We start from the raw sequence: 18,883 nt of genomic DNA on the forward strand, positions 1-18,883 counted from the left end.
CTTGAGCTCGGGGCGCATTCGCGTCACGATAGCTGCCAGAGTACTTATATCGGCACTTATATCAGCAACGACTTCCCATGAGGCGATCATGAATGCACAGCAGCTAGTAGATGAACGCGGCGATCTTTGGCTAGCGCTAGCCCCGCTGTGGCTGGATCGTGAACCCAGCGAGCGCGATTACGCGCGTATGGTCGAGGTCGTAGAGCGCTATGATATGACCCTTAACGAGCTCGAATGGATGTTCCGCCTGGAAATGGCACCGGTGATGTCTCGCCACCAGCTTTCAATCGCCAGCGAGTGGCGACAATTTGACGACTATAAGCTGATGAAGCAGTTGGTCAATCACAACATGCGCCTGAAGGGCTGGCGCCGCAAAAGCTGGGCGCTGTTTTCAGGCTTAACGACCATGATGGTGCGTCACCGCTGGAACGCGCTAATGAATCGTATAGCAGTCGCGCGGGGCGAGCAGGTATAGAAGGCTAGTGCCTTGTAAGGTTATGGGTAAGTTTGATCCAAGGCTTCTTCCAAAGCCAAACGCAATGGACGCCCGTGGTCGCGAGGCCCAAAGCGGGCAATCACCTTGCCATCACGCCCCACCAGGAACTTGGTAAAATTCCATTTAATCAGCTGTGTGCCTAGGACTCCAGGCGCCTCGCGCTTGAGCAGCACAAACAGTGGATGGGCATCACTGCCATTGACATTGACCTTTTCCAGTAGCGGAAAACTGACTCCAAACTGCTGTTCCCCAAACTGGCAAAACGCTTGAGCGCTCTCCGGCGACTGGCGGCCAAATTGATTACACGGGAAACCGAGCACGGTGAAGCCTCGGTCCCGATAGCGTTGAAAAAGGGTTTCGAGTTCGCTGAGCTGCGGGGTAAAACCGCACTGGCTGGCAACGTTCACCACCAGCAGCACCTGGCCGCGCAGCGCACGTAAGTTGAACGGCAGCCCTTGGTGGGTATAGCAGTCTTGGTCGTATATTTGCATCATTCGGCCCCACAAAACCCCAAACGGCATGGTTATCACCATGCCACGGCTATGCTTTTTACACCAGCGGTCCGGCGACCACGCGTAGCGCCAACGCGATTAACAGGACGCCTGTGATGCGGTTAATCCAGTGGGCACGCCGCTTTAGCCAGGGCAGAATCTGCGAGTGGGAAAGCACCACCGCCACCAGCACGTACCATCCCCCGTCAATGATCATTGCCGTTAACACAATGATCGCTTTGGCCAGTCCACTCATCTCCGGGGTCACAAACTGGCTCAGCAGCGCGACAAAAAACAGAATCAGCTTCGGGTTGCCTAATGCCACTAACACGCCCTCTTTGGCCGCTTGCCCTCGGCTAGTGACAATCGCATTAGGCTCCAAGGCACCCGCTTTCCCGGCACGCAGCGCTTTAACCCCTAGCCACGCCAAATAAGCCGCGCCGAACCAAGTAATCAGCTGGAACAGCAGCGGAAAGCCAGCGATTATCGCACCTAGCCCCCAAACGGTCAGGAGCGCATAAAAGCCTACGCCGAAGGCATGGAAGACTGCCGCGGTCACTCCAGTAAAACGCCCACCACCCAACGTATGGCGAAGCACCAGTGCCAGGCTCGGCCCTGGCGACATAGCGCCCATGGCACAAATCGCGGCGAGTGATAGCCAGAGTGTTAACGGCATGCCTTTTCCTCCTTGAAGGGTCAAAATCAAAATATGAGCGATGATGGTGAGTATACGCTAAGCCAAGCAACACTTCGGTAAGCGTCTTAAATAACGCTGTTAGCATGGTACGCTGTTGGGTAAAATTTACTCTTTTCGCTCTGTGCGATTTATTCGCTCTTTTGAAAACATCCGCCCCGCCGCTCATTGCGCGGGGTATATAGAAAACATAGGTCTAGAAAACATAGGTCTAGAAAAAATAGGACGGCAACATGGGTAGGGCTTTTCAGAACCGTAAGGAATCCATGGCCAAAACGGCCGATGCAAAGACCAAGGTCTACAGCAAATATGGACGCGAGATTTACGTTTGCGCTAAAGCTGGTGGCACCGACCCTAATGGCAATCTGGCGCTGCGCGGTCTAATGGAGCGGGCCAAAAAAGACCAAGTGCCCTCTCACGTTATTGATAAAGCGCTCGACAAAGCCAGTGGTGCCGGTGGCGAGGATTTCTCGTCCGCACGTTACGAAGGCTTCGGTCCAGGCAATGTGATGGTGATTGTCGATTGTCTTACCGACAACCCCAACCGTACCTTTGGCGATGTGCGCGGCTGCTTCACCAAAACCAAGAGCAAAATCGGCACGCCCGGTAGCGTCAGCCATATGTTTGACCACTGCGCTATCTTCTCCTTCACCGGAAGCGATGAAGAAGCCGTACTCGAAGCGCTGATGGAAGCCGATGTGGATGTTACCGACATTGAGCAAGAGGGCGAGCGCATCACCGTTTTCGCCCCGCACACCGACTACGCTAAAGCCAAACAGGCGCTACTGGACGCGTTCGGTGAGATTGACTTCGAGGCAGACGAGATCCAGTTTCTGCCGCAAACCACCACCCCGGTAGAGGGTGATGACGTGGCAATGTTTGAAAAGTTTCTGGGCATGCTCAACGAACTGGATGATGTACAAAACGTCTATCACAGCGGTGAATTACCCGAAGAGAGTGATAGCTAATCATTACCTCTTGAGTAAGCTGACCCCACAGCGTTGCGGGTATCCAAGGCCGCATCCGGTGGCAACATTGCTGACTGCACGCCCGCGGCACTCAGCACTTTCTTACCGCGCAAGGTGAGATCGGTAATAAACAAAAACTGCTGACGGGGATCCACCGGATAGGCGCGTATGCGGTAGTGGGTGCCCCAGGGTTTCTCCTCAGCCACCACAATGATCGGCTGGTCGAATTTAAGGTAGGCACTGGTCAGCGCTACATCACGCAGCGCTTTCCGTACCCAGCCTGCCTCGTGCTCTGGGTGAAGGTAAAAACTCGCTACGCACTGCAGGCTGGTACCGCCGTTGTTGGCATTATAAACGGCGTGATCCCACAGCTTTAAATGCGGCACATAGACCAAATCATCGTCAGGAGTTTGGATGTCTACGGTGCGTAAGCCAACGTGTTTGACTTCGCCGTAGGTATCTTCAATTTGAACCCAATCGCCGGGCCGATAAGGCAGTTCTACCGCTGAAACAACGCCCGCTATCAAGCTGCTCACGTAATCTTTCATGGCAAAGCCAATGGCCAAGCCCAGTGCGCCCAACAGGGTCACCATATTGCGTAGCGACGGCTCGATAATCGTGGGTACGATGATGGCGAGTGCCGTCATTAATATCAGCAAGCGCGTCATCGGCACTAAAGCAAAAATACGAAAGCGAACTTGGCCATGCATTCGATTGCCGATCCAGTTCAGCCCCCTCTGGCTGGCAATAATCAGCACAATGGTTGATAGCAGCACTACGCCCAACGTAATCAGCGCTTGGCTATCGATATCGTTAAACAGTCGCGCGTACTTTTGTTGTTCTTCCATAGATTGCCCTCCCGGGCCTGTCACTTATAGCGGGCTGCTTAGAGAGGATCCACTAGATAATTACGCGACTCTAGTAACTGACGAACGCTCGCGTAGCTTAACGGTGCGATCTGCCAACGTCCTTCACAGCTTGAAACAATGCCTTTGCGCTGAAGCGCTAAACGGGCATTGAGTGCTTCATGGTGTGAAAACGGCAGAACTTCCCCCAGAGAGTCGTCATCCAGTCCGCCATGAACCAATAACGCATGTAGCACCAGCGTGGCGATATCGCCGGTATCAACGGCAAGCTCCGCCTCTGCTAGGGCATCCACAAGCCAGAGGGCCTCTTCATCGTCTGCTTTTGGCTCACGTAACCGCTCGCGCCAGTAGTGCCATGCAAGACCTATATGACCGCGGCAGTGAGCCGCTAAGCGCTGCAGTTCTCTATTAGGCGCTTTACTCTTTTGCTCAGATGCTGAGTCGAACAACACCTGCTTACCGGTTCGCGTGCTGTAAACAGGCGGAGGTTGCCCCGAATGGGTCGCAATTTGTGCAAAATAGCGTGCCAGCTGCTCGCCCTCCATGGATTGAAGGGTAAACACCGGCGCCCCATCGAGACCGATCACCCGATGAAGGAAAGCGTAAGTCCAGCTGTCGCAACCAATCACACCTTTACCCAAACGGCCACTTAAAGCACGCTCAAGAAACTCTCGAACGCCCTGAATACCCTGGGTGTGGCGTAAAAAATAGCGTTCCAGAGCGGGAATGGCCCATTCTCGTTGATTGACACACTGCTCTACCCACTGAGTGCTACCCTCGGCTATTTCGCTAAGCGTGGGCGGCGCTAAGCAGGCAACATGATGCTTTTCAGCCCAATGAGTTACCACCGAAGCATGACCGCTGTAGGGCGTGGTAATAAAGAACGTTACCGGCGCATCCTGGCCTTCTAGCTGTTGCCCCAACGCTCTAGCCGCGGGAGTCCAATCAATAGACGGCACTAAATGTGCTAGCCTAACCTCGGGTAGCGCACGTAGCTCGCTTTCGTCTTTTACCTGCTGCTCAGCGTCTTTTTTGCCCCCCAGCCACGACGAGATCGAGCGGAACGAACGTCGCCATTGGCTTGCCTGGGTCTGCTCAGGGGTACGAAACTGATCGAGCTCGACGACCGCCCACAGCGGCGTGTCGGCTGATGATGACTGCTCCCCCATGAACTTCCCCTCTGGCTGATGATAAGCACTCACTTTAGCATGTCGCGCCAGGCTTCTAACCTCTTGGACGAACTTATGGTCTAAAGTAAAGTCTTTATAGACAGTAGTTAGCGCACAAAACGGACTATTATTTTATTGCGAGAGCAATGACAAAAGCTAAAGGAGAAAGCAATGAGTGTTGTCCACGTTAGCGAAGCAGAACTCCACGCCAAGCTCGAGAAGTGTATTGCCGGTGAGCGGCTACTGATTGAGCATGAGGGCAATCGCTTTAGCGCCAGAATCCAGCACGTTGGGCTAATGGGCGTGAAGGTGATACCTGAAACCGAGATTAAGAACAGCCATCGCACACCGGGTGACGTTGAAGGCGTGATGGTGCCCTATGACGAAATATTAGAGCTTGAAGTGAAGGGTGTGGTCTACAGCCGCTTGCCAGACTAGTCTCCACTTGCACGCCCGGCAAGTGCGCAAGGCGTGCAAACTGCTTATCTATGGCTCACTTCCTCGAAAGTAAGCCAACTGTTTTAAAACGTCAGACAGATCTTGCCGAAGTGCTGGCCAGACTCCTGATGGCGGAAAGCGTCGGCGATCTCGGCAAGCGGGAATTCGCGGTCAATGATTGGGTGCATATCGAATGTTTCCAGCGCACGAATCATCTCGATCTGCTGGCGGCGGCTGCCCACAATCAAGCCCTTCAAGTTCGCCTGCTTGGCCATTAACTTGGCCGTCGGCAACTCACCCTCACGCCCTGTGAGGATACCAATCAAGGCGATATGCCCACCAATTTTAATCGCATCAAAGGATTGCGGCAGCGTACCTGGCCCGCCGACTTCGACGATATGATCAACGCCTTCACCGTTGGTCAGCTCTTTGACGCGCTTACCCCAATCAGGCGTCTCTTTGTAGTTGATGGTGTGCTCGGCGCCCATCTCACGCAGCCGCGCCAGCTTCGCATTAGAAGATGAGGTCGCAATGACACGTGCCCCCATCAAGCGGGCAAACTGCAGAGCAAAAATGGATACCCCGCCGGTGCCCAGCACCAGCACGCTGTCGCCCGCTTTAATGCCACCATCGACGACCAGTGCCCGCCAAGCGGTTAAGCCAGCGGTGGTTAAGGTGGCGGATTCCGCATGGCTATAGCCCTTGGGCTGATGGGTAAACCACTCAACCGGGCGTACAACCTGCTCCCGAGCGTAACCGTCCACGCCATCGCCCGGCGTAGTGCGAAAATCACCGACACGCGCCGGGCCTTCCAACCAGTGAGGAAAAAATGTTGAAACCACGTGATCGCCCACCGCGAATTCACTGACACCTTCGCCGACGGCTTCGACAACGCCCGCGCCGTCTGACATGGGAATACGCCCATCGTCGGTGGGAATCATCCCGGCAACCACGGCGTAATCGTGAAAATTCAGTGAGCTGGCGTGTAGGCGTACTCGGATTTCGCCAGGGCTCGGTTCACCAGGTGCTTCCATGTCGACAACGTCCAGCTTGTCTAAACCGCCGGGCTGATTCAGTTTGATCGCTTTCATCGTTACCTCAGTATGTACAGTTCGAATATGTACATTGATGTATGTATCTACTGTGGGTTGGGGCCGTTGCCGTCGATATCAAGGCCCAGGAAGCCACCAGACTGGCGCTGCCACAGGCTGGCATAAATGCCGTTGCGTGCAAGCAGCTCTTGATGCGTGCCACTTTCCACCATGCGCCCTTCATCCACCACAATTAACCGGTCGAGCATGGCAATGGTCGACAGCCGATGCGCGATGGCAATCACCGTTTTGCCTTCCATCAGCGTATCCAGCTGCTCTTGAATGGCGGCCTCCACTTCCGAGTCCAGCGCCGAGGTGGCCTCGTCCAGAACCAAAATAGGGGCATTTTTGAGCAGCACCCGGGCGATCGCGATCCGCTGGCGCTGCCCGCCGGAAAGCTTCACACCGCGCTCGCCCACATGGGCATCTAGGCCGCGACGTCCTGTCGGGTCGACCAGATCATTGATAAAGGTGTCCGCATGGGCGCGGCACACCGCGTTCCAAACGTCTTCGTCACTGGCATGGGGGCTGCCGTAGCGGATATTGTCACGCAGCGAGCGGTGCAGCAGCGAGGTATCCTGGGTGACCATGCCAATCTGGTGGCGCAAAGAGGTTTGGGTCACCTCGGCAATATTTTGCCCATCGATCAAAATCTGCCCACCTTGCAAGTCATAAAAACGCAGCAGCAGATTGGCCAAAGTGGATTTGCCCGCTCCGGAACGGCCTATCAGGCCGATTTTCTCGCCGGGCTTTATGGTCAGGCTTAGCCCATCAAAGACGTTTTTACTCTCCCCTTTCGCCTGGGCGTATTGAAAGCGCAGCGCGTCAAACACAATTTCGCCATGGGGAACCTGAAGCGCTTTAGCATTGGGCGCATCGTTGATCGTGGGCTTCTGAGCGATGGTGTTCATGCCATCCTGAACCGTGCCGATATTTTCAAACAAGCCGGCGACTTCCCACAATATCCAGTCAGACATAAAACGGATACGCATGACCAGCGCGATGGCAATCGCCAAAACGCCCAAAGAAATCGCCTCCGTGTACCAGGCGCTGATCGCCATGGCCGCAGTGCCCACCAACAGCGCCGTGTTGAGCAGCGTCAACCCGACGCTCATGATAGTCACCAGCCGCATTTGGCGGTGAACCGTGACCATAAAGCCTTCCATAGCGTCTTTGGCGTAGCGCTGCTCGCGCTCGGTATCGGCAAACAGCTTGATGGTCTGGATATTGCTGTAGCTGTCCACCACGCGTCCAGTCATCTGGGCGCGGGCGTCCGCCTGGGCCATGGAGACATCACGCAGCCGCGGTACAAAGTAGCGCATGATCGCCAGGTAGCCCACCAGCCACAGCCCCAGTGGGATCAGTAGCAACAGATCCGCCCGTCCCAGCAGGTAGGCCGCGCCAGTGAAATAGACGATGGCGTAGACCAATAGATCCATCACCTTGGTGACGGTCTCGCGGATCGCCAGCGCCGTTTGCATCACCTTTTGCGACACCCGCCCGGCAAATTCGTCCTGATAAAAGGCCAGGCTCTGGCTAAGCATATGGCGGTGGGATAGCCAGCGGCCAATCATCGGGTAGTTACCAAAAATACTCTGATGGGTGACCAGTGACTGCATCAGCACTAGTAGCGGCAAACCGATCAGCAGCAATAGCCCCAGGCCAGCAAGCCACAGGCCGTTTTCAGTCCAAAAGCCTGCACGTTCAACGTTGCCCAGCCAATCGACCAGTTGCCCCATGTAGCTAAAGAAAACCACTTCAGCTGCCGAGACCAGCGCCGTGAACAGCGTCATTAGCAGCAACAGTGGTAGCATCGGACGGGAAAAGTGGACAATAAACGGCATTAAGCCCTTAGGCGGCGTTTTAACCTCGCCTTCCGGGTAAGGGTTAACTCGCGTTTCGAAGTAGCGAAATAGCGGCTGTAAAACACGCGATAGCATGAGGCTTCCTTACGTGACTAGCGGTGGTGTGACTGGAATTGGTGTGACAGACGTTAACTTATTTATGTATCAGTTTGATTTTAAGAAGTGGCGTGGCGCAGCAGCCAGCGCGCCCAAAAAGGCGCAATGATCATCAGCGTGACCATGCGCAGCAGGTGGTGAAAGGCAACAAACACCGGGTCGATATTGAGCGCGACGGCTAGAATAGCCATTTCGCCAATGCCCCCAGGTGCCAGCGCCAGCAGCGCCACATCGCGCCCTACCCCTAGCAGTTGGTGAATCAACTCGGCAAATAGTGCCAGTACCAGTAATGCTAACAGCGTCGCCACGCCCGACTGCCATAAATAGCGGCCAAAAAGCTTTCGCGTCATGCCCTGAAAGCGCGAACCAATGGCACTACCCAGCACCCACAGCATCAGGTTCAACCCCCACTCCGGGAGAGCGAGACTGGCAATATCAACACCGGATAATAGAGCAGCGACTAGCAGTGGTGCCAGCAGTGCAGGGCTGGGAATTCGCAGCCAGCGTCCTAGCGGCAACAGCAGCGGGATCATCAGAAGCATCCAGCCGTGTTCAAAACTGCTATGAACAGGACCGATGCCCTCGCCTCCGCCCTCATAGGCCCAAAATAGCGGCGGCAAAAAAAGAATCACTAAAATGATGCGCAGCGATTGTGCGACCGCAATACGCTGAGGGTCACCACCGCACTTTTCGCCCAATAGAATCATCGCCGTCATCGCGCCGGGCGAGGCGCCAAACCAGGCACTCACCGGATCAAACCCGCAGCGTCGATACCAGGCAGCGGCTACGGCGGTGGAAGCGGCTACTCCCAACAGCAAGAGAGCCGCGGAAACCGGCCAATCCAGTACGCGATGAGCCAGCTGCGGCGTCACCTGGCTACCCAACACCAGCCCCATAACGGCTAGAAATACGTTACGCAGTGGCTCAGGCACTTCGACCTTCACACCTTGTGAAGAGACCACGAGGTTAGCAATTAGAGGGCCAAGCATCCACGCAAGGGGCAGACCAGACAGTTGAAACAGCGTACCGCCAACGGCGCCAACGGTTAGTGACATTGTCAGCGCTTTTGCGCTCCCTGCATTCAACACGACGCCCTTCACATCGACTCCCTAAATCTTAAAATCTGTCCCTACTGACGCAATAATTAACCTGCTAATGACATCCAATAGTTTAGCACTGAACCAGTGGCTTGGGCTTCAATGATGGCGAAGAGGTATGCTTTTGGTTGCAAAGCTCACCTTTCAAGACGTCATCCATCATCTTAATTTTTTGGTCATGCTATCTGTATCTGCCGGCCAGCCAGCGTATAATGTCTTCCGCCAGTAATGGCGAACTTTCTCAGGGCGGGGTGTAAGTCCCCACCGGTGGTAATGCCATATCTTTATTGATGCGGATAAGCCCACGAGCGCTCAACCAGAGGTTTCACCTAACGGTTGAGGACAGCAGATTCGGTGAGATTCCGAAGCCGACGGTCATAGTCCGGATAAAAGAGAAGGTTTCCTAGTGATATTACCCGTAGCGTTCCAACGCATTCGGGTGCTGTGCTATTGGATGCCTCATGCCCTGGTTCTGGTAACCAATCCCCTTAGGATGACCATGAATCAGACCCAACTTTCTTCATTCCCTCGCGTTGCCTTTATCGAAGCGTCTTGGCATCACGATATTGTTGTCCAAGCCAGAGAAGCATTGATTGCTCAGCTTGCCAGCGAGCATGGCTTTTCCGCTGATCAAATAGAAACATTCCAAGTTGCGGGGGCTTATGAAGTGCCTCTTCAAGCTAAGTTGCTAGCCAAAACAGGTCGTTACAGCGCCATTGTGGGTGCGGGCTTTGTTATTGATGGAGGCATCTATCGCCACGACTTCGTTGCTCAAGCAGTGGTTGAAGGCATGATGCAGGTGCAACTGGAAACAGAAATTCCCATACTTTCTGTCGTTCTGACGCCGCATCATTTCCATGAACACAGCACACACCATGATTTTTTCTATGACCATTTCCGTGCCAAAGGCAAGGAAGCGGCTACAGCGTTGGTAATGACCCTGGAAAACCATCAAAGGATTCAAGGGCTAAGATAAGTCAAATCAGGCTCCTCACTTTGCTATCAAACGAGAGGAGCCTGCTTTATTGAGGCTTTTCAGTAAGGCTGCGGAATCTCGCCGTCGTCATCATCGTCGCGCATACGCGCCTGGCGTTCCGCCTCTTCCTCTTTGGCATCGTCGATGACTTCCATCAACTCATCGACGTTAGCAATATGGGTGTCGGCATCGAAGTGGCCGGTGAGCTTGCTATCTGGGTGTAGTTCACCGGTTTCGTACAGCGCCCACATCTCTCTGCCATATTCGGTATTCAGAAGCTCTGGCGCGAACTGCCCGAAGTAATTGCGCATGTTATCCACATCGCGATATAGCATTGCGGCCGCGCTGTTATTACCGGCGGCGTCAACGGCCTGGGGAAGATCGATAATCACCGGACCGGAGGCATCGACCAGCACGTTAAATTCCGACAAATCGCCATGAATCAGGCCCGCGCACAGCATTTTAACCACGTCTTGAATGACCTTGGCGTAGTAGGTCTCGGCCTGCTCTGGCGTTAGCGTGACTTCGTCCAAGCGCGGCGCGACGTTGCCTTCGGCGTCGCTGATCATCTCCATCAACAGTACGCCGTCTACAAAACCATGAGGCTCAGGTACCCGCACGCCCGCCGAGGCAAGACGGTAGAGCGCGTCGACTTCTGCATTCAGCCACGCCTGCTCCTGCTCTTTCTGGCCGTAACGGGTTTTTTTGGCCATCGCTCTTGAACGACGGCTATTGCGCTCTTTACGCCCCTCTTGATACTGAACGGCCTGTTTAAAGCTCCGCTGTTTGGCCTCCTTAAATACCTTGGCACAGCGCACTTCTTCACCGCAGCGCACCACGTAGACCTGCGCTTCCTTGCCACTCATTAACTGCACCAACACCTCGTCGATCATTCCATCATCGACCAGGGGTTGTAATCGCTTAGGGATTTTCATGGTTAGCTGCGTCGGCTCCTCTTTGGTACGCGTTCAATAACGGATACGGCGAACACGGAAAGCCCGCCCTTTTAATTTATCACGCTCGAGTTTGGCCTGAGCTTGTTGAATCACATCGCGCTCAACGGCCACATAGGCACTGCGGGCGAGCACTTTAATTTTACCCACTTGATCGCCGCGCAAGCCGCCTTCACTGGTAAGCGCGCCGAGAATATCACCGGGGCGCAGTTTATCTTTCTTGCCACCGGCCAGTTGCAGTGTCGCCATGGGCGGCTCGAACGGTACCGAGTGCTGGGGTTTGGGCAAGGGTTCGGTTGTAATCGCCTGCTCCAGCAACCCTTCCAACCGCTCCAACCGATAACTCTCTTTAGGGGTCACCAGCGTGCAGGCAATACCACTGGCCCCGGCTCGTCCGGTGCGACCTACCCGGTGTATATGAACATCGAGCTCACGGGCAATTTGGTAGTTAAACACCGCGTCCAGCTGGGCAATATCAAGGCCGCGGGCGGCAACGTCCGTGGCCACCAGAATAGACGCGCTCTGGTTAGAGAACAGAATCAAAATACGATCACGATCCTTCTGCTCTAAATCGCCATTGAGCGCCACGGCGCTAAAACCAGCATCGGTCAGTTGATCAGCCACTGCCTGGGTTTCGCGTTTAGTGTTGCAGAATACCACGCTGGTCGCGGGCCGATAGACCAGCAGCAGCTGGCGCAGGGCGTCAAATCGCGCCTCTTCATTGGCGAAGCTATAGAAGTGCTGTTGAATCGTGGTGGCGTCGTGCACTTCGGCGATTTTCACCATCACCGGTTCGCGCATGACACCGCGGGTCATCTCGGTTAGGCCGCCCGATGTCTGCTCGTCGGGAAAGGTCGCGCTGAACAGCAGCGTTTGGCGGTCAGTTGGGGTCTCGGCAATGATGTCATCAATAGTTGCCTGGAAGCCCATATCCAGCATGCGATCCGCTTCATCCAACACCAGCATCGAGAGGGATTCCAAAGTGAGCGAGCCTTTGCGCAAGTGCTCGTCAATACGCCCAGGTGTCCCCACAACAATGTGCGCGCCGTGCTCTAAAGAGCCGAGCTGCGGCCCAAAGGGCGCACCGCCGCAGAGGGTCAGTATTTTTACATTGGCCATACCACGGGCCAAACGGCGCAGCTCTTCAGCCACCTGGTCAGCGAGTTCCCGGGTAGGACACAGCACCAATCCTTGCACCGCAAAGCTCTCGACTCTCAATTTAGCCAGCAGTGCCAAACCAAACGCAGCCGTTTTGCCTGAACCGGTTTTCGCCTGCGCCAGCACATCGCGCCCGGCCAGCATCGGTGGCAGGCTCTCTGCCTGCACCGGCGACATTTCGTGGTAGCCAAGGGACGCAAGGTTGCTCAGCAGAGCTTTTGGCAACGCTAACGAGGAGAAAGAGGAGTCAGACACGATATTACCTTGCTTGGGCCACAGTAGATGGCCATCGGAAAACAGCGCACGCAGCCTAAAAGACAAACGACACGCGAAAATATTACCGCACCATACCAGAAAGTGCCCCTTACTGCGCCGCCATCACATCGCCATCAGGTAGCCAGGGGCACAAAGGTAGCCTGACTCAGCGAGGCTAAATCCCCCGGGGCCAGCTCGATTTCAAGTCCACGACGCCCGGCGCTTACATAGATACTGGCAAAGCTTTCGGCAGAGTGATCAATAAAGGTGGCCAAGCGCTTTTTCTGCCCCAGCGGGCTAACGCCCCCCAGCACATAACCGGTAGTGCGCTCGACCTCCGACGGTTCCGCCATGGTCGCTTTCTTTGCGCCGGCGGCTTTGGCGATCTGCTTTAACCCCAGCTGGCAATTCACCGGCACAATGCCGACCGCCAGCTGTTTGCCATCCAGCTTTACCACTAAGGTTTTAAAAACCTGCTCCACCGCGACGCCCAGTTTTTCCGCCGCCTCCAATCCATAGGAGTGCGCGGTGGCGTCGTGATCGTACTCATGGATTTGAAAGGCAATGCCTGCGTGTTTTGCACTATTGATAGCCGGTGTCATGGCGTTCTCTTCATTAACAGCGTTGATACGATGACTTTACTGAATGGCACACTTCGCCCGATAGGTTAATAGCGCGACAGGCAAATGGAAGTCAACCGGTGGCTGGGCATGAATGTTAGCACGCTATAAATGGAAAGCTGAGCGTCAGCTACTATGTTTAAAAGTGGTTATCCGTCATCTAATGTGGATTTAATATTAACCGACACATTTTGTGCCTCACGGTTTAGATAGAAACCACCAAGCCATCTGTCTGTTGTGGGAGGCCGCTTCCAGCAGTGATCCGACACTTCGGCGAAGGATGCCGAAGGTACCTCGGTGTTGTCAGGCTGGCAGCCTTAACGGTCGCGAGCTAAAGCTACCTCCCACAGGTCAGACTGTCAGAAATAATTCTATGCCGAATGACGAAGAGCCTTAAAAATGAAATGCTCAATAGTGCAGTAGGTAAACGGAAGCTAAACGAAAGGAGTCCAAAGATGCCAGCAAAGTCTAAAGCGCAACAGAAAGCGGCGGGCGCGGCACTATCCGCTAAGCGCGGAGAAACCAAGCCCAGTGAACTTTATGGTTCGTCTAAAGAGATGTATGACTCCATGAGCGAGGAGGAGCTAGAAGATTTCGCGAGTACACAGCGCAAAGGCAAACCGGAAAAGAAACAGGATTAACTATCCTTTTTGATATAAGACCGCCAGCTTAGCGAAGCTGGCGGTTTTGGCTTTACTAACGACTACTGCTTGCAAGGCACCACTTTACGCAGGGTGTCTTTTGCCCATAACGTTTGGCCATCCGGCGTACGGCCGTGCTCATTCCAACGTTCGGCGGTTTCCAGGCAGAACGATCCGGCGCTTTCAACGCTCGCATCGCGGTTAGCCGGGCGCTCACCGCCAATCCGCATAACGTCAGGATTTTCGGTAGTATAACTTGGAGCAATGGTAGAACTTGCACAGCCAGCGACCAGTGCGGTCAGTAGCAGTACGGGTAAACAGCGGCGCAATGGCATGTTTTTACAACCCTCAACGTAGCACTATTAGGCCGACACCTATTGTCGGTAGCGCTAAATAGCACTGCCTTTAACAGAACGTCAATCTTTTTTCACACGCCTTAGCCAGTCACTAAAGTAAGACTGGTAACCGGACGCAGGTTTAGCCGCTTACAGCGCTTCTCTACGCTATCCACTATCTCTTGGGCGTCATTGAACTGCTCCTTGTCCAACTGGATATCTACCATTAGGAAGCTCCCTACCTGTGCTAGACGCACATCGTCGGCGGTGACATCAAAGTCGGCGACATCCTCCACCACATCCTGACGCACGCTGCTGCATGAACCGCCAAACATCAGCTCACGCAGCGCTCCCTTCACCATACGAATAGGCATCGGTAAGAAGTAACCCGCAATAATCAGCACCATCACCGGGTCGGCAAAGCGCGCGTAGCTGGCCCAGGGCGATTGGGTTAATAGCCAGGTAAGCCCAAAGCCCAACATCACAGCCGCACTCAGCCAGGTATCCATCTGCCACTGACGTAGCTCGGCGGCCAACAGCGAGGAGCGCGCCACCCGGGCGTAGCGCGCCAGCCACCACCAGGTTAATAAACAGCCCGTTACGTTGACCACGCCAAACATCAGCGCCAAATCCAGCGTGACCAGCCGCCCGCCATCGAGCAGGCTCCACACAGCGGAAACCAGCGAGACGATACACACCATCGCGATCACTACGCCTTTGAGCAGCACAGCGAGCGGCTCTACCGTCAGCCGCCCAAAGGGGTAGTGATCATCCGCCGGTTTACGCGCCTGCTGAAGTGCAAACAGAGATAGCGACGCCAGCACAAGGCTCAGCAGCGAGTAGCCGCTGTCAAAAAGAATCGTTATGGAACCGCTGGTCAGCCCTAGTGCTAGCCCGGTAAACGCAAACAGGCTTGCAGAAATGGCTGAAAATCTTAGCGCACGGCGCTCGGCAACAAAGGGGGTCACGCGGATAACTCCATCACATTAGTCGGAATGTGCGCCATAATAGTGAAGAGTTATGACAATCACGAATCGCTCAGCGCCAAGTTAACTGGCGCTCAAAGCGCTAAACGAGGCGATTATGCGTGCAGAACAAGTACAGGCCTTTATTGATGTCACCGAGCATGGCTCCTTTGCCGCCGCAGCAAGACATACCGGCCTTAAACGGAGCACGCTGAGTGCCGCCGTCAATGCGCTGGAGGATAGCCTGGGCGTGGAGCTATTTGAGCGTTCGGGCAATAGCCTAACGCTTACCGCCGTAGGCGATAGCGTGCTTCCTGACTGCTACCGTTTGCTGACCAGCGCCAGCCGAATCAAAAAACACTGCCACCAGCACTTGCAGGGCGTTGAAAGCCAGCTCGGCATTGCCCGGGATGATGCCCTGCCCGAGGTATTTTGGCGCCAGGTGATGCATGATTTAAAACAGCAGTTCCCGCTAACCGCGATTTCGGTGTACCTGGTGCCGCCCCAGGAGCACACCCAGTTTGTGCAGCGCCAAACCGTGGACATCGCCTTTGGCCTGTATACCGCTGAAGGCATTGATGCCAACGCAGCCAACCTTGCCCCCGTCAGCATGCGTTTAGTGGCCGCACCCCATCATCCGCTAAGCCGTCTCCCCAGCGTTAACCGTGACGACTTGGCCCAGTACACTCAAGTGTGTTTAACCCACGTGCAGGATGACAAGCTGATCAGCGAAGCGCTGTTTTCAGGTAATTATCTGGGTTTAACGATGTTTGAAGTGATCCGCGACGCCGTCATCAACGCGACCGGCTGGGCGCTGCTGCCTTACCCGCTGGTGAAAGGCGCCCTAGAGGCTGGCACGCTCTGCACGCTAAATCACGATTTAGCGCTAGACAGCCACTACTACCGCTATGTGGAAAGTGATAACCGTGGCGTGGTGGCTACCGCCTTATTAAACAAAGTGGCGCACTTCCTGGCTTCCCAGAACTGATGACCAGGGCTATTGCAAAGAGCGGGCTGACATATCGTTGAAATCTTTTTTATGGAAAAAAACACCAAAGCCTTCCACGCTATTACAAAGAGCTAAATAAGGAGCCGCCAGGACACGCCACGTGAGGAACACTGGTAAGTGTCATCTGGGCGTAATACGCACCTGCCAGTGTCGATGTTGCCGTCAACCAAGGAGTGATTCCAACGATGGTACGACTCGATAAGAAAGCCACTCGGCTGTATGTGTTGGACACCAATGTCCTCATTCATGACCCCACCGCGCTCTACCACTTCGATGAGCACGACGTCGTTATCCCCATGACCGTCCTGGAGGAACTTGATAAGCACAAAAATGGTGTACGTGAAATTGCCCGCACGGCTCGCCAAATCAGCCGTACGCTCTCTGACCTTACCAGCCAAGTCACTTTTGATGAGATCCAACGCGGTATTCCGATTCCCCGTCTCAGCGGCGACACAGGACGCCTGCACTTTTTATGCTACAACGATTTAAAGCTCTTTGACGCCCTCGACGATAGCCCCGATAACCGCATACTGGCGGAGACCTGCCGCCTTCGCGAAGAACGCCCCGACGCCTCGGTCATTCTGATCACCAAAGACATCAACCTCCGCGTTAAAGCCGCCGCGCTGAAAGTGCCCGTTGAAGATTACCTCAACGATCGCGCCTTCTCCGACAGCGACGCCATGATTGAGGGTGCCCAGGTCTACGCCTCTGCAGGCCAGAATGGCGCCTCACTGTGGGAAGCGTTGAATGTCGACGTCACCGTTGAGCGCCTGGATCACCACACTTTCTATCAGCTCACCGGCACCATGCCCCGAAACTGGCACGTGGGCATGCTGGTCTCGGATAGCGAAAACGGGGCAGAGTTCGAAGCAATCGTTCGTGAACTGGGGCCCTCTTCGGCGCGCCTTCAGTTGCTGACGAACTATCGCCACCACGCGGGCGTTTGGGGCGTTCACGCCCACGACAGTCGGCAAAACTTCACCCTCAACCTACTCATGGATCCCGATATTGATCTGGTCACCATCGCCGGTAATGCCGGTACCGGTAAGACCTTTATGACCCTGGCCGCAGCCTTTCAGCAGACCCTGGATGCCAAGCTGTTTGAACGTATTGTGTTTACCCGCGCGCCGATCCCCATGGGGGAAGACATTGGCTTTCTACCCGGCACCGAGGAGGAGAAAATGTCACCGTGGATGGGTGCCTTCCACGACAATATGGATAACCTGCTGCGCAACGAGGAGGGAGAAACCAGTTGGGATAACGGCGCCACGCGGCAGTTGATTGGCTCGCGGGTGCAAATCCGCTCGCCGAGCTTTATGCGCGGCCGCACCCTAAACGACACCTTTTTAATCATTGATGAGGCGCAAAACTTCACCCCCAAACAGCTTAAGTCGCTAGTCACACGGGCGGGGCGCAATACCAAAATTGTCTGTCTGGGTAACGTCGGGCAGATTGATACGCCCTACCTCACTGCCAACACCTGCGGTATGGCCGCAGTCGTTGAGCGCTTCCGTGATTGGCCCCACGCCGGGCATATCACCCTGAAAAGCGTTGAACGCTCTCGCTTGGCCCTGGCGGCGGAAGAGCTGCTTTAAGCCTGCTGTCTTAAACCTGTTGTTTTAAACCTGCTGTTTTAAACCAATCACCTCCCACTGCTGGTGGGAGGTGATTCTCCGCACTCAATTCTCGTTACTGTCCTCAATATCCTTCCACGGCCGGGGTGCGCCAATGGTGTCCGCGGCAAACGCCTCGCGCTCCCCTAACGGACGCGCCTCGCCAATGGTGGTGTCGGTGAAGGTTTGGCGCTCCATCTCACAGTTGACCTCCGCACCAAACAGCACCACAAACGCGGAAAGCCAGAACCAGATCATGAGCGCCACCACCGCCCCCAACGAACCGTACAGCTCACTAAACATAGAGAAGTAGCGTACATAGAGCGAAAGTCCGCCGGAGCCCAACAACCACATCACCGTCGCCAGCAGCGTCCCATAGCTTAACCAACTCCACTGAGCTGAGCGCCGATAAGGCGCGTAGCGGTAAAGCAGCGCAATTAGCATGCTCATCACCACTAACAGTGCAGGCCAGCGTAGCCACTGCAGGATTTGATCCAACGGAGGATCAATCGCCAGGGAGTTGACAACTACCGGCACGATGGCGATAAAACCCAGCGAGATCAACGTCATAATAATCAAGCCAAAGGTCAGCGCTATCAGTACCGTACTGCGGTGTAGCAGGCTGCGCTTTTCGGTTTCGCCATACACCACGTTAAGACCAATGACCAACACCGCCACCCCTTTGGAAGCAATAAACATCGCAATCAGCAACCCGGCTAATGCGCCCAGAAAGCTTCCTGATTTAGCACTTTCCACCACCTTCTGCGCCTGCTGATCAATCAGCTTGGCGGCATCCGGCGGCATAAAGCGGCTGATTTCATTCAGTTGCTGGCCTGCTTCATAGGGGTCAAACAGTAACCCCCAGAGGGAAATGACCGCGGCGATGGTGGGAAATAGCGCCAGCAAGGCGTAGAACGCCACACCGGCGGCCAGCATGGTCAGACGGTTACGACGAGCGGCACGCACTACCCGCCAGGTAATATCATGCCAACCCCGCTGGGGAATATCACCGGGTACCTGCGCGCGGCGACCGCGCGGGAGCTTACCCATAGCGGGCTCCTGACAAGTACACTCCACACAATCGTCT

At 55.0% G+C, this 18,883-nt stretch carries 20 protein-coding genes and 1 riboswitch; of the genes, 7 read left to right on the top strand and 13 right to left on the bottom strand.

All coding sequences use genetic code 11. The features are described 5' to 3' along the window. Positions 1–88: 88 nt before the first annotated feature. The gene (locus KF947_RS04750; protein WP_133730019.1) at positions 89–475 is read left to right on the top strand and encodes a hypothetical protein; all 387 of its coding nucleotides are present in this window, start codon (positions 89–91) and stop codon (positions 473–475) included. A gap of 20 nt (positions 476–495) precedes the next feature. On the opposite strand, the gene KF947_RS04755 is transcribed toward KF947_RS04750, so the two are convergent. Together KF947_RS04755 and KF947_RS04760 are read right to left on the bottom strand one after the other, a co-directional pair. After that, a complete protein-coding gene (locus tag KF947_RS04755; RefSeq protein ID WP_133730221.1) occupies positions 496–987 on the bottom strand; it encodes a glutathione peroxidase in 492 nt (163 codons plus the stop codon). A gap of 58 nt (positions 988–1,045) precedes the next feature. Further along, complete coding sequence (locus KF947_RS04760) at positions 1,046–1,663, bottom strand: LysE family translocator (protein ID WP_227405593.1); 618 nt, start codon at positions 1,661–1,663, stop codon at positions 1,046–1,048. A 251-nt stretch (positions 1,664–1,914) separates the two neighbouring features. Between KF947_RS04760 and KF947_RS04765 the strand changes: the two genes are divergently transcribed. Further along, positions 1,915–2,649 (top strand): YebC/PmpR family DNA-binding transcriptional regulator, encoded by a 735-nt coding sequence (locus KF947_RS04765; RefSeq protein ID WP_133730017.1) that lies wholly within the window; start codon positions 1,915–1,917, stop codon positions 2,647–2,649. Here KF947_RS04765 and KF947_RS04770 read toward each other — a convergent pair. Both KF947_RS04770 and KF947_RS04775 read right to left on the bottom strand, forming a co-directional pair. Then, entirely contained in the window at positions 2,646–3,497 is an 852-nt protein-coding gene (locus tag KF947_RS04770; protein ID WP_133730016.1) for a mechanosensitive ion channel family protein, read from the bottom strand. The genes KF947_RS04765 and KF947_RS04770 overlap by 4 nt on opposite strands. Positions 3,498–3,535: 38 nt before the next feature. Next, positions 3,536–4,684 (bottom strand): hypothetical protein, encoded by a 1,149-nt coding sequence (locus tag KF947_RS04775; protein WP_133730015.1) that lies wholly within the window; start codon positions 4,682–4,684, stop codon positions 3,536–3,538. 171 nt (positions 4,685–4,855) lie between these two features. Between KF947_RS04775 and KF947_RS04780 the strand changes: the two genes are divergently transcribed. Beyond that, positions 4,856–5,122: a hypothetical protein gene (locus KF947_RS04780; protein WP_022522484.1), complete on the top strand. Its 267-nt coding sequence runs from the start codon at positions 4,856–4,858 to the stop codon at positions 5,120–5,122. 83 nt (positions 5,123–5,205) lie between these two features. Here KF947_RS04780 and KF947_RS04785 read toward each other — a convergent pair whose 3' ends face one another. The 3 genes from KF947_RS04785 to KF947_RS04795 all read right to left on the bottom strand — a co-directional run bounded on the left by KF947_RS04785 (position 5,206) and on the right by KF947_RS04795 (position 9,229). Continuing rightward, positions 5,206–6,213, bottom strand: coding sequence for a zinc-dependent alcohol dehydrogenase family protein (locus tag KF947_RS04785; RefSeq protein WP_227405594.1), 1,008 nt, complete (start codon positions 6,211–6,213; stop codon positions 5,206–5,208). Positions 6,214–6,260: 47 nt separating this feature from the next. Then, on the bottom strand, positions 6,261–8,153 hold the full coding sequence (locus tag KF947_RS04790; RefSeq protein WP_227405595.1) for an ABC transporter ATP-binding protein: 1,893 nt from the start codon (positions 8,151–8,153) through the stop codon (positions 6,261–6,263). An 80-nt stretch (positions 8,154–8,233) separates the two neighbouring features. After that, positions 8,234–9,229, bottom strand: coding sequence for an AbrB family transcriptional regulator (locus KF947_RS04795; protein WP_264478629.1), 996 nt, complete (start codon positions 9,227–9,229; stop codon positions 8,234–8,236). 275 nt (positions 9,230–9,504) lie between these two features. Then, a riboswitch (FMN riboswitch) is annotated at positions 9,505–9,673 on the top strand. Positions 9,674–9,770: 97 nt separating this feature from the next. Here KF947_RS04795 and KF947_RS04800 point away from each other — a divergent pair. Further along, on the top strand, positions 9,771–10,247 hold the full coding sequence (locus KF947_RS04800) for a 6,7-dimethyl-8-ribityllumazine synthase (RefSeq protein WP_227405597.1): 477 nt from the start codon (positions 9,771–9,773) through the stop codon (positions 10,245–10,247). A gap of 59 nt (positions 10,248–10,306) precedes the next feature. Here KF947_RS04800 and KF947_RS04805 read toward each other — a convergent pair whose 3' ends face one another. From KF947_RS04805 to ybaK, 3 genes are all read right to left on the bottom strand, one after another. After that, positions 10,307–11,182: a PA4780 family RIO1-like protein kinase gene (locus tag KF947_RS04805; protein ID WP_009288324.1), complete on the bottom strand. Its 876-nt coding sequence runs from the start codon at positions 11,180–11,182 to the stop codon at positions 10,307–10,309. Between the two features lie 33 nt (positions 11,183–11,215). Then, positions 11,216–12,613, bottom strand: a complete 1,398-nt coding sequence (dbpA, locus tag KF947_RS04810) for an ATP-dependent RNA helicase DbpA (protein WP_227405598.1) — start codon at positions 12,611–12,613, stop codon at positions 11,216–11,218. Positions 12,614–12,747: 134 nt separating this feature from the next. Next, the gene (gene ybaK, locus KF947_RS04815) at positions 12,748–13,215 is read right to left on the bottom strand and encodes a Cys-tRNA(Pro) deacylase (RefSeq protein WP_227405599.1); all 468 of its coding nucleotides are present in this window, start codon (positions 13,213–13,215) and stop codon (positions 12,748–12,750) included. Between the two features lie 473 nt (positions 13,216–13,688). Between ybaK and KF947_RS04820 the strand changes: the two genes are divergently transcribed. Next, positions 13,689–13,874 (top strand): DUF3008 family protein, encoded by a 186-nt coding sequence (locus KF947_RS04820; RefSeq protein WP_133729984.1) that lies wholly within the window; start codon positions 13,689–13,691, stop codon positions 13,872–13,874. Between the two features lie 62 nt (positions 13,875–13,936). On the opposite strand, the gene KF947_RS04825 is transcribed toward KF947_RS04820, so the two are convergent. Together KF947_RS04825 and KF947_RS04830 are read right to left on the bottom strand one after the other, a co-directional pair. Then, the gene (locus KF947_RS04825) at positions 13,937–14,209 is read right to left on the bottom strand and encodes a hypothetical protein (protein WP_227405600.1); all 273 of its coding nucleotides are present in this window, start codon (positions 14,207–14,209) and stop codon (positions 13,937–13,939) included. 101 nt (positions 14,210–14,310) lie between these two features. After that, positions 14,311–15,177 carry a cation diffusion facilitator family transporter gene (locus KF947_RS04830; protein WP_227405601.1) on the bottom strand — a complete coding sequence of 289 codons (867 nt, stop codon included), beginning with the start codon at positions 15,175–15,177 and terminating at the stop codon, positions 14,311–14,313. A 115-nt stretch (positions 15,178–15,292) separates the two neighbouring features. Here KF947_RS04830 and KF947_RS04835 point away from each other — a divergent pair, with 115 nt between their 5' ends. Continuing rightward, positions 15,293–16,162, top strand: coding sequence for a LysR family transcriptional regulator (locus KF947_RS04835; RefSeq protein ID WP_227405602.1), 870 nt, complete (start codon positions 15,293–15,295; stop codon positions 16,160–16,162). Between the two features lie 206 nt (positions 16,163–16,368). After that, a complete protein-coding gene (locus KF947_RS04840; RefSeq protein ID WP_088699791.1) occupies positions 16,369–17,778 on the top strand; it encodes a PhoH family protein in 1,410 nt (469 codons plus the stop codon). 84 nt (positions 17,779–17,862) lie between these two features. On the opposite strand, the gene KF947_RS04845 is transcribed toward KF947_RS04840, so the two are convergent. Then, a complete protein-coding gene (locus tag KF947_RS04845) occupies positions 17,863–18,846 on the bottom strand; it encodes a YihY/virulence factor BrkB family protein (protein ID WP_227405603.1) in 984 nt (327 codons plus the stop codon). Between the last annotated feature and the right edge of the window lie 37 nt (positions 18,847–18,883).

The sequence above is a fragment of the Halomonas sp. FeN2 genome, assembly GCF_020595105.1.
GTDB lineage: Bacteria > Pseudomonadota > Gammaproteobacteria > Pseudomonadales > Halomonadaceae > Vreelandella > Vreelandella neptunia.

Bases quoted from the DNA above. Each gene is read 5' to 3' on its own strand.
- KF947_RS04750 (WP_133730019.1), top strand. From the start codon at position 89: ATGAATGCACAGCAGCTAGTAGATGAACGCGGCGATCTTTGGCTAGCG.
- KF947_RS04775 (WP_133730015.1), bottom strand. From the start codon at position 4,684: ATGGGGGAGCAGTCATCATCAGCCGACACGCCGCTGTGGGCGGTCGTC.
- KF947_RS04805 (WP_009288324.1), bottom strand. From the start codon at position 11,182: ATGAAAATCCCTAAGCGATTACAACCCCTGGTCGATGATGGAATGATC.
- KF947_RS04800 (WP_227405597.1), top strand. From the start codon at position 9,771: ATGAATCAGACCCAACTTTCTTCATTCCCTCGCGTTGCCTTTATCGAA.
- KF947_RS04785 (WP_227405594.1), bottom strand. From the start codon at position 6,213: ATGAAAGCGATCAAACTGAATCAGCCCGGCGGTTTAGACAAGCTGGAC.
- KF947_RS04780 (WP_022522484.1), top strand. From the start codon at position 4,856: ATGAGTGTTGTCCACGTTAGCGAAGCAGAACTCCACGCCAAGCTCGAG.
- KF947_RS04825 (WP_227405600.1), bottom strand. From the start codon at position 14,209: ATGCCATTGCGCCGCTGTTTACCCGTACTGCTACTGACCGCACTGGTC.
- KF947_RS04840 (WP_088699791.1), top strand. From the start codon at position 16,369: ATGGTACGACTCGATAAGAAAGCCACTCGGCTGTATGTGTTGGACACC.
- KF947_RS04765 (WP_133730017.1), top strand. From the start codon at position 1,915: ATGGGTAGGGCTTTTCAGAACCGTAAGGAATCCATGGCCAAAACGGCC.
- KF947_RS04790 (WP_227405595.1), bottom strand. From the start codon at position 8,153: ATGCTATCGCGTGTTTTACAGCCGCTATTTCGCTACTTCGAAACGCGA.
- KF947_RS04760 (WP_227405593.1), bottom strand. From the start codon at position 1,663: ATGCCGTTAACACTCTGGCTATCACTCGCCGCGATTTGTGCCATGGGC.
- KF947_RS04820 (WP_133729984.1), top strand. From the start codon at position 13,689: ATGCCAGCAAAGTCTAAAGCGCAACAGAAAGCGGCGGGCGCGGCACTA.
- KF947_RS04795 (WP_264478629.1), bottom strand. From the start codon at position 9,229: ATGTCACTAACCGTTGGCGCCGTTGGCGGTACGCTGTTTCAACTGTCT.
- KF947_RS04835 (WP_227405602.1), top strand. From the start codon at position 15,293: ATGCGTGCAGAACAAGTACAGGCCTTTATTGATGTCACCGAGCATGGC.
- KF947_RS04770 (WP_133730016.1), bottom strand. From the start codon at position 3,497: ATGGAAGAACAACAAAAGTACGCGCGACTGTTTAACGATATCGATAGC.
- KF947_RS04755 (WP_133730221.1), bottom strand. From the start codon at position 987: ATGCAAATATACGACCAAGACTGCTATACCCACCAAGGGCTGCCGTTC.
- KF947_RS04845 (WP_227405603.1), bottom strand. From the start codon at position 18,846: ATGGGTAAGCTCCCGCGCGGTCGCCGCGCGCAGGTACCCGGTGATATT.
- ybaK (WP_227405599.1), bottom strand. From the start codon at position 13,215: ATGACACCGGCTATCAATAGTGCAAAACACGCAGGCATTGCCTTTCAA.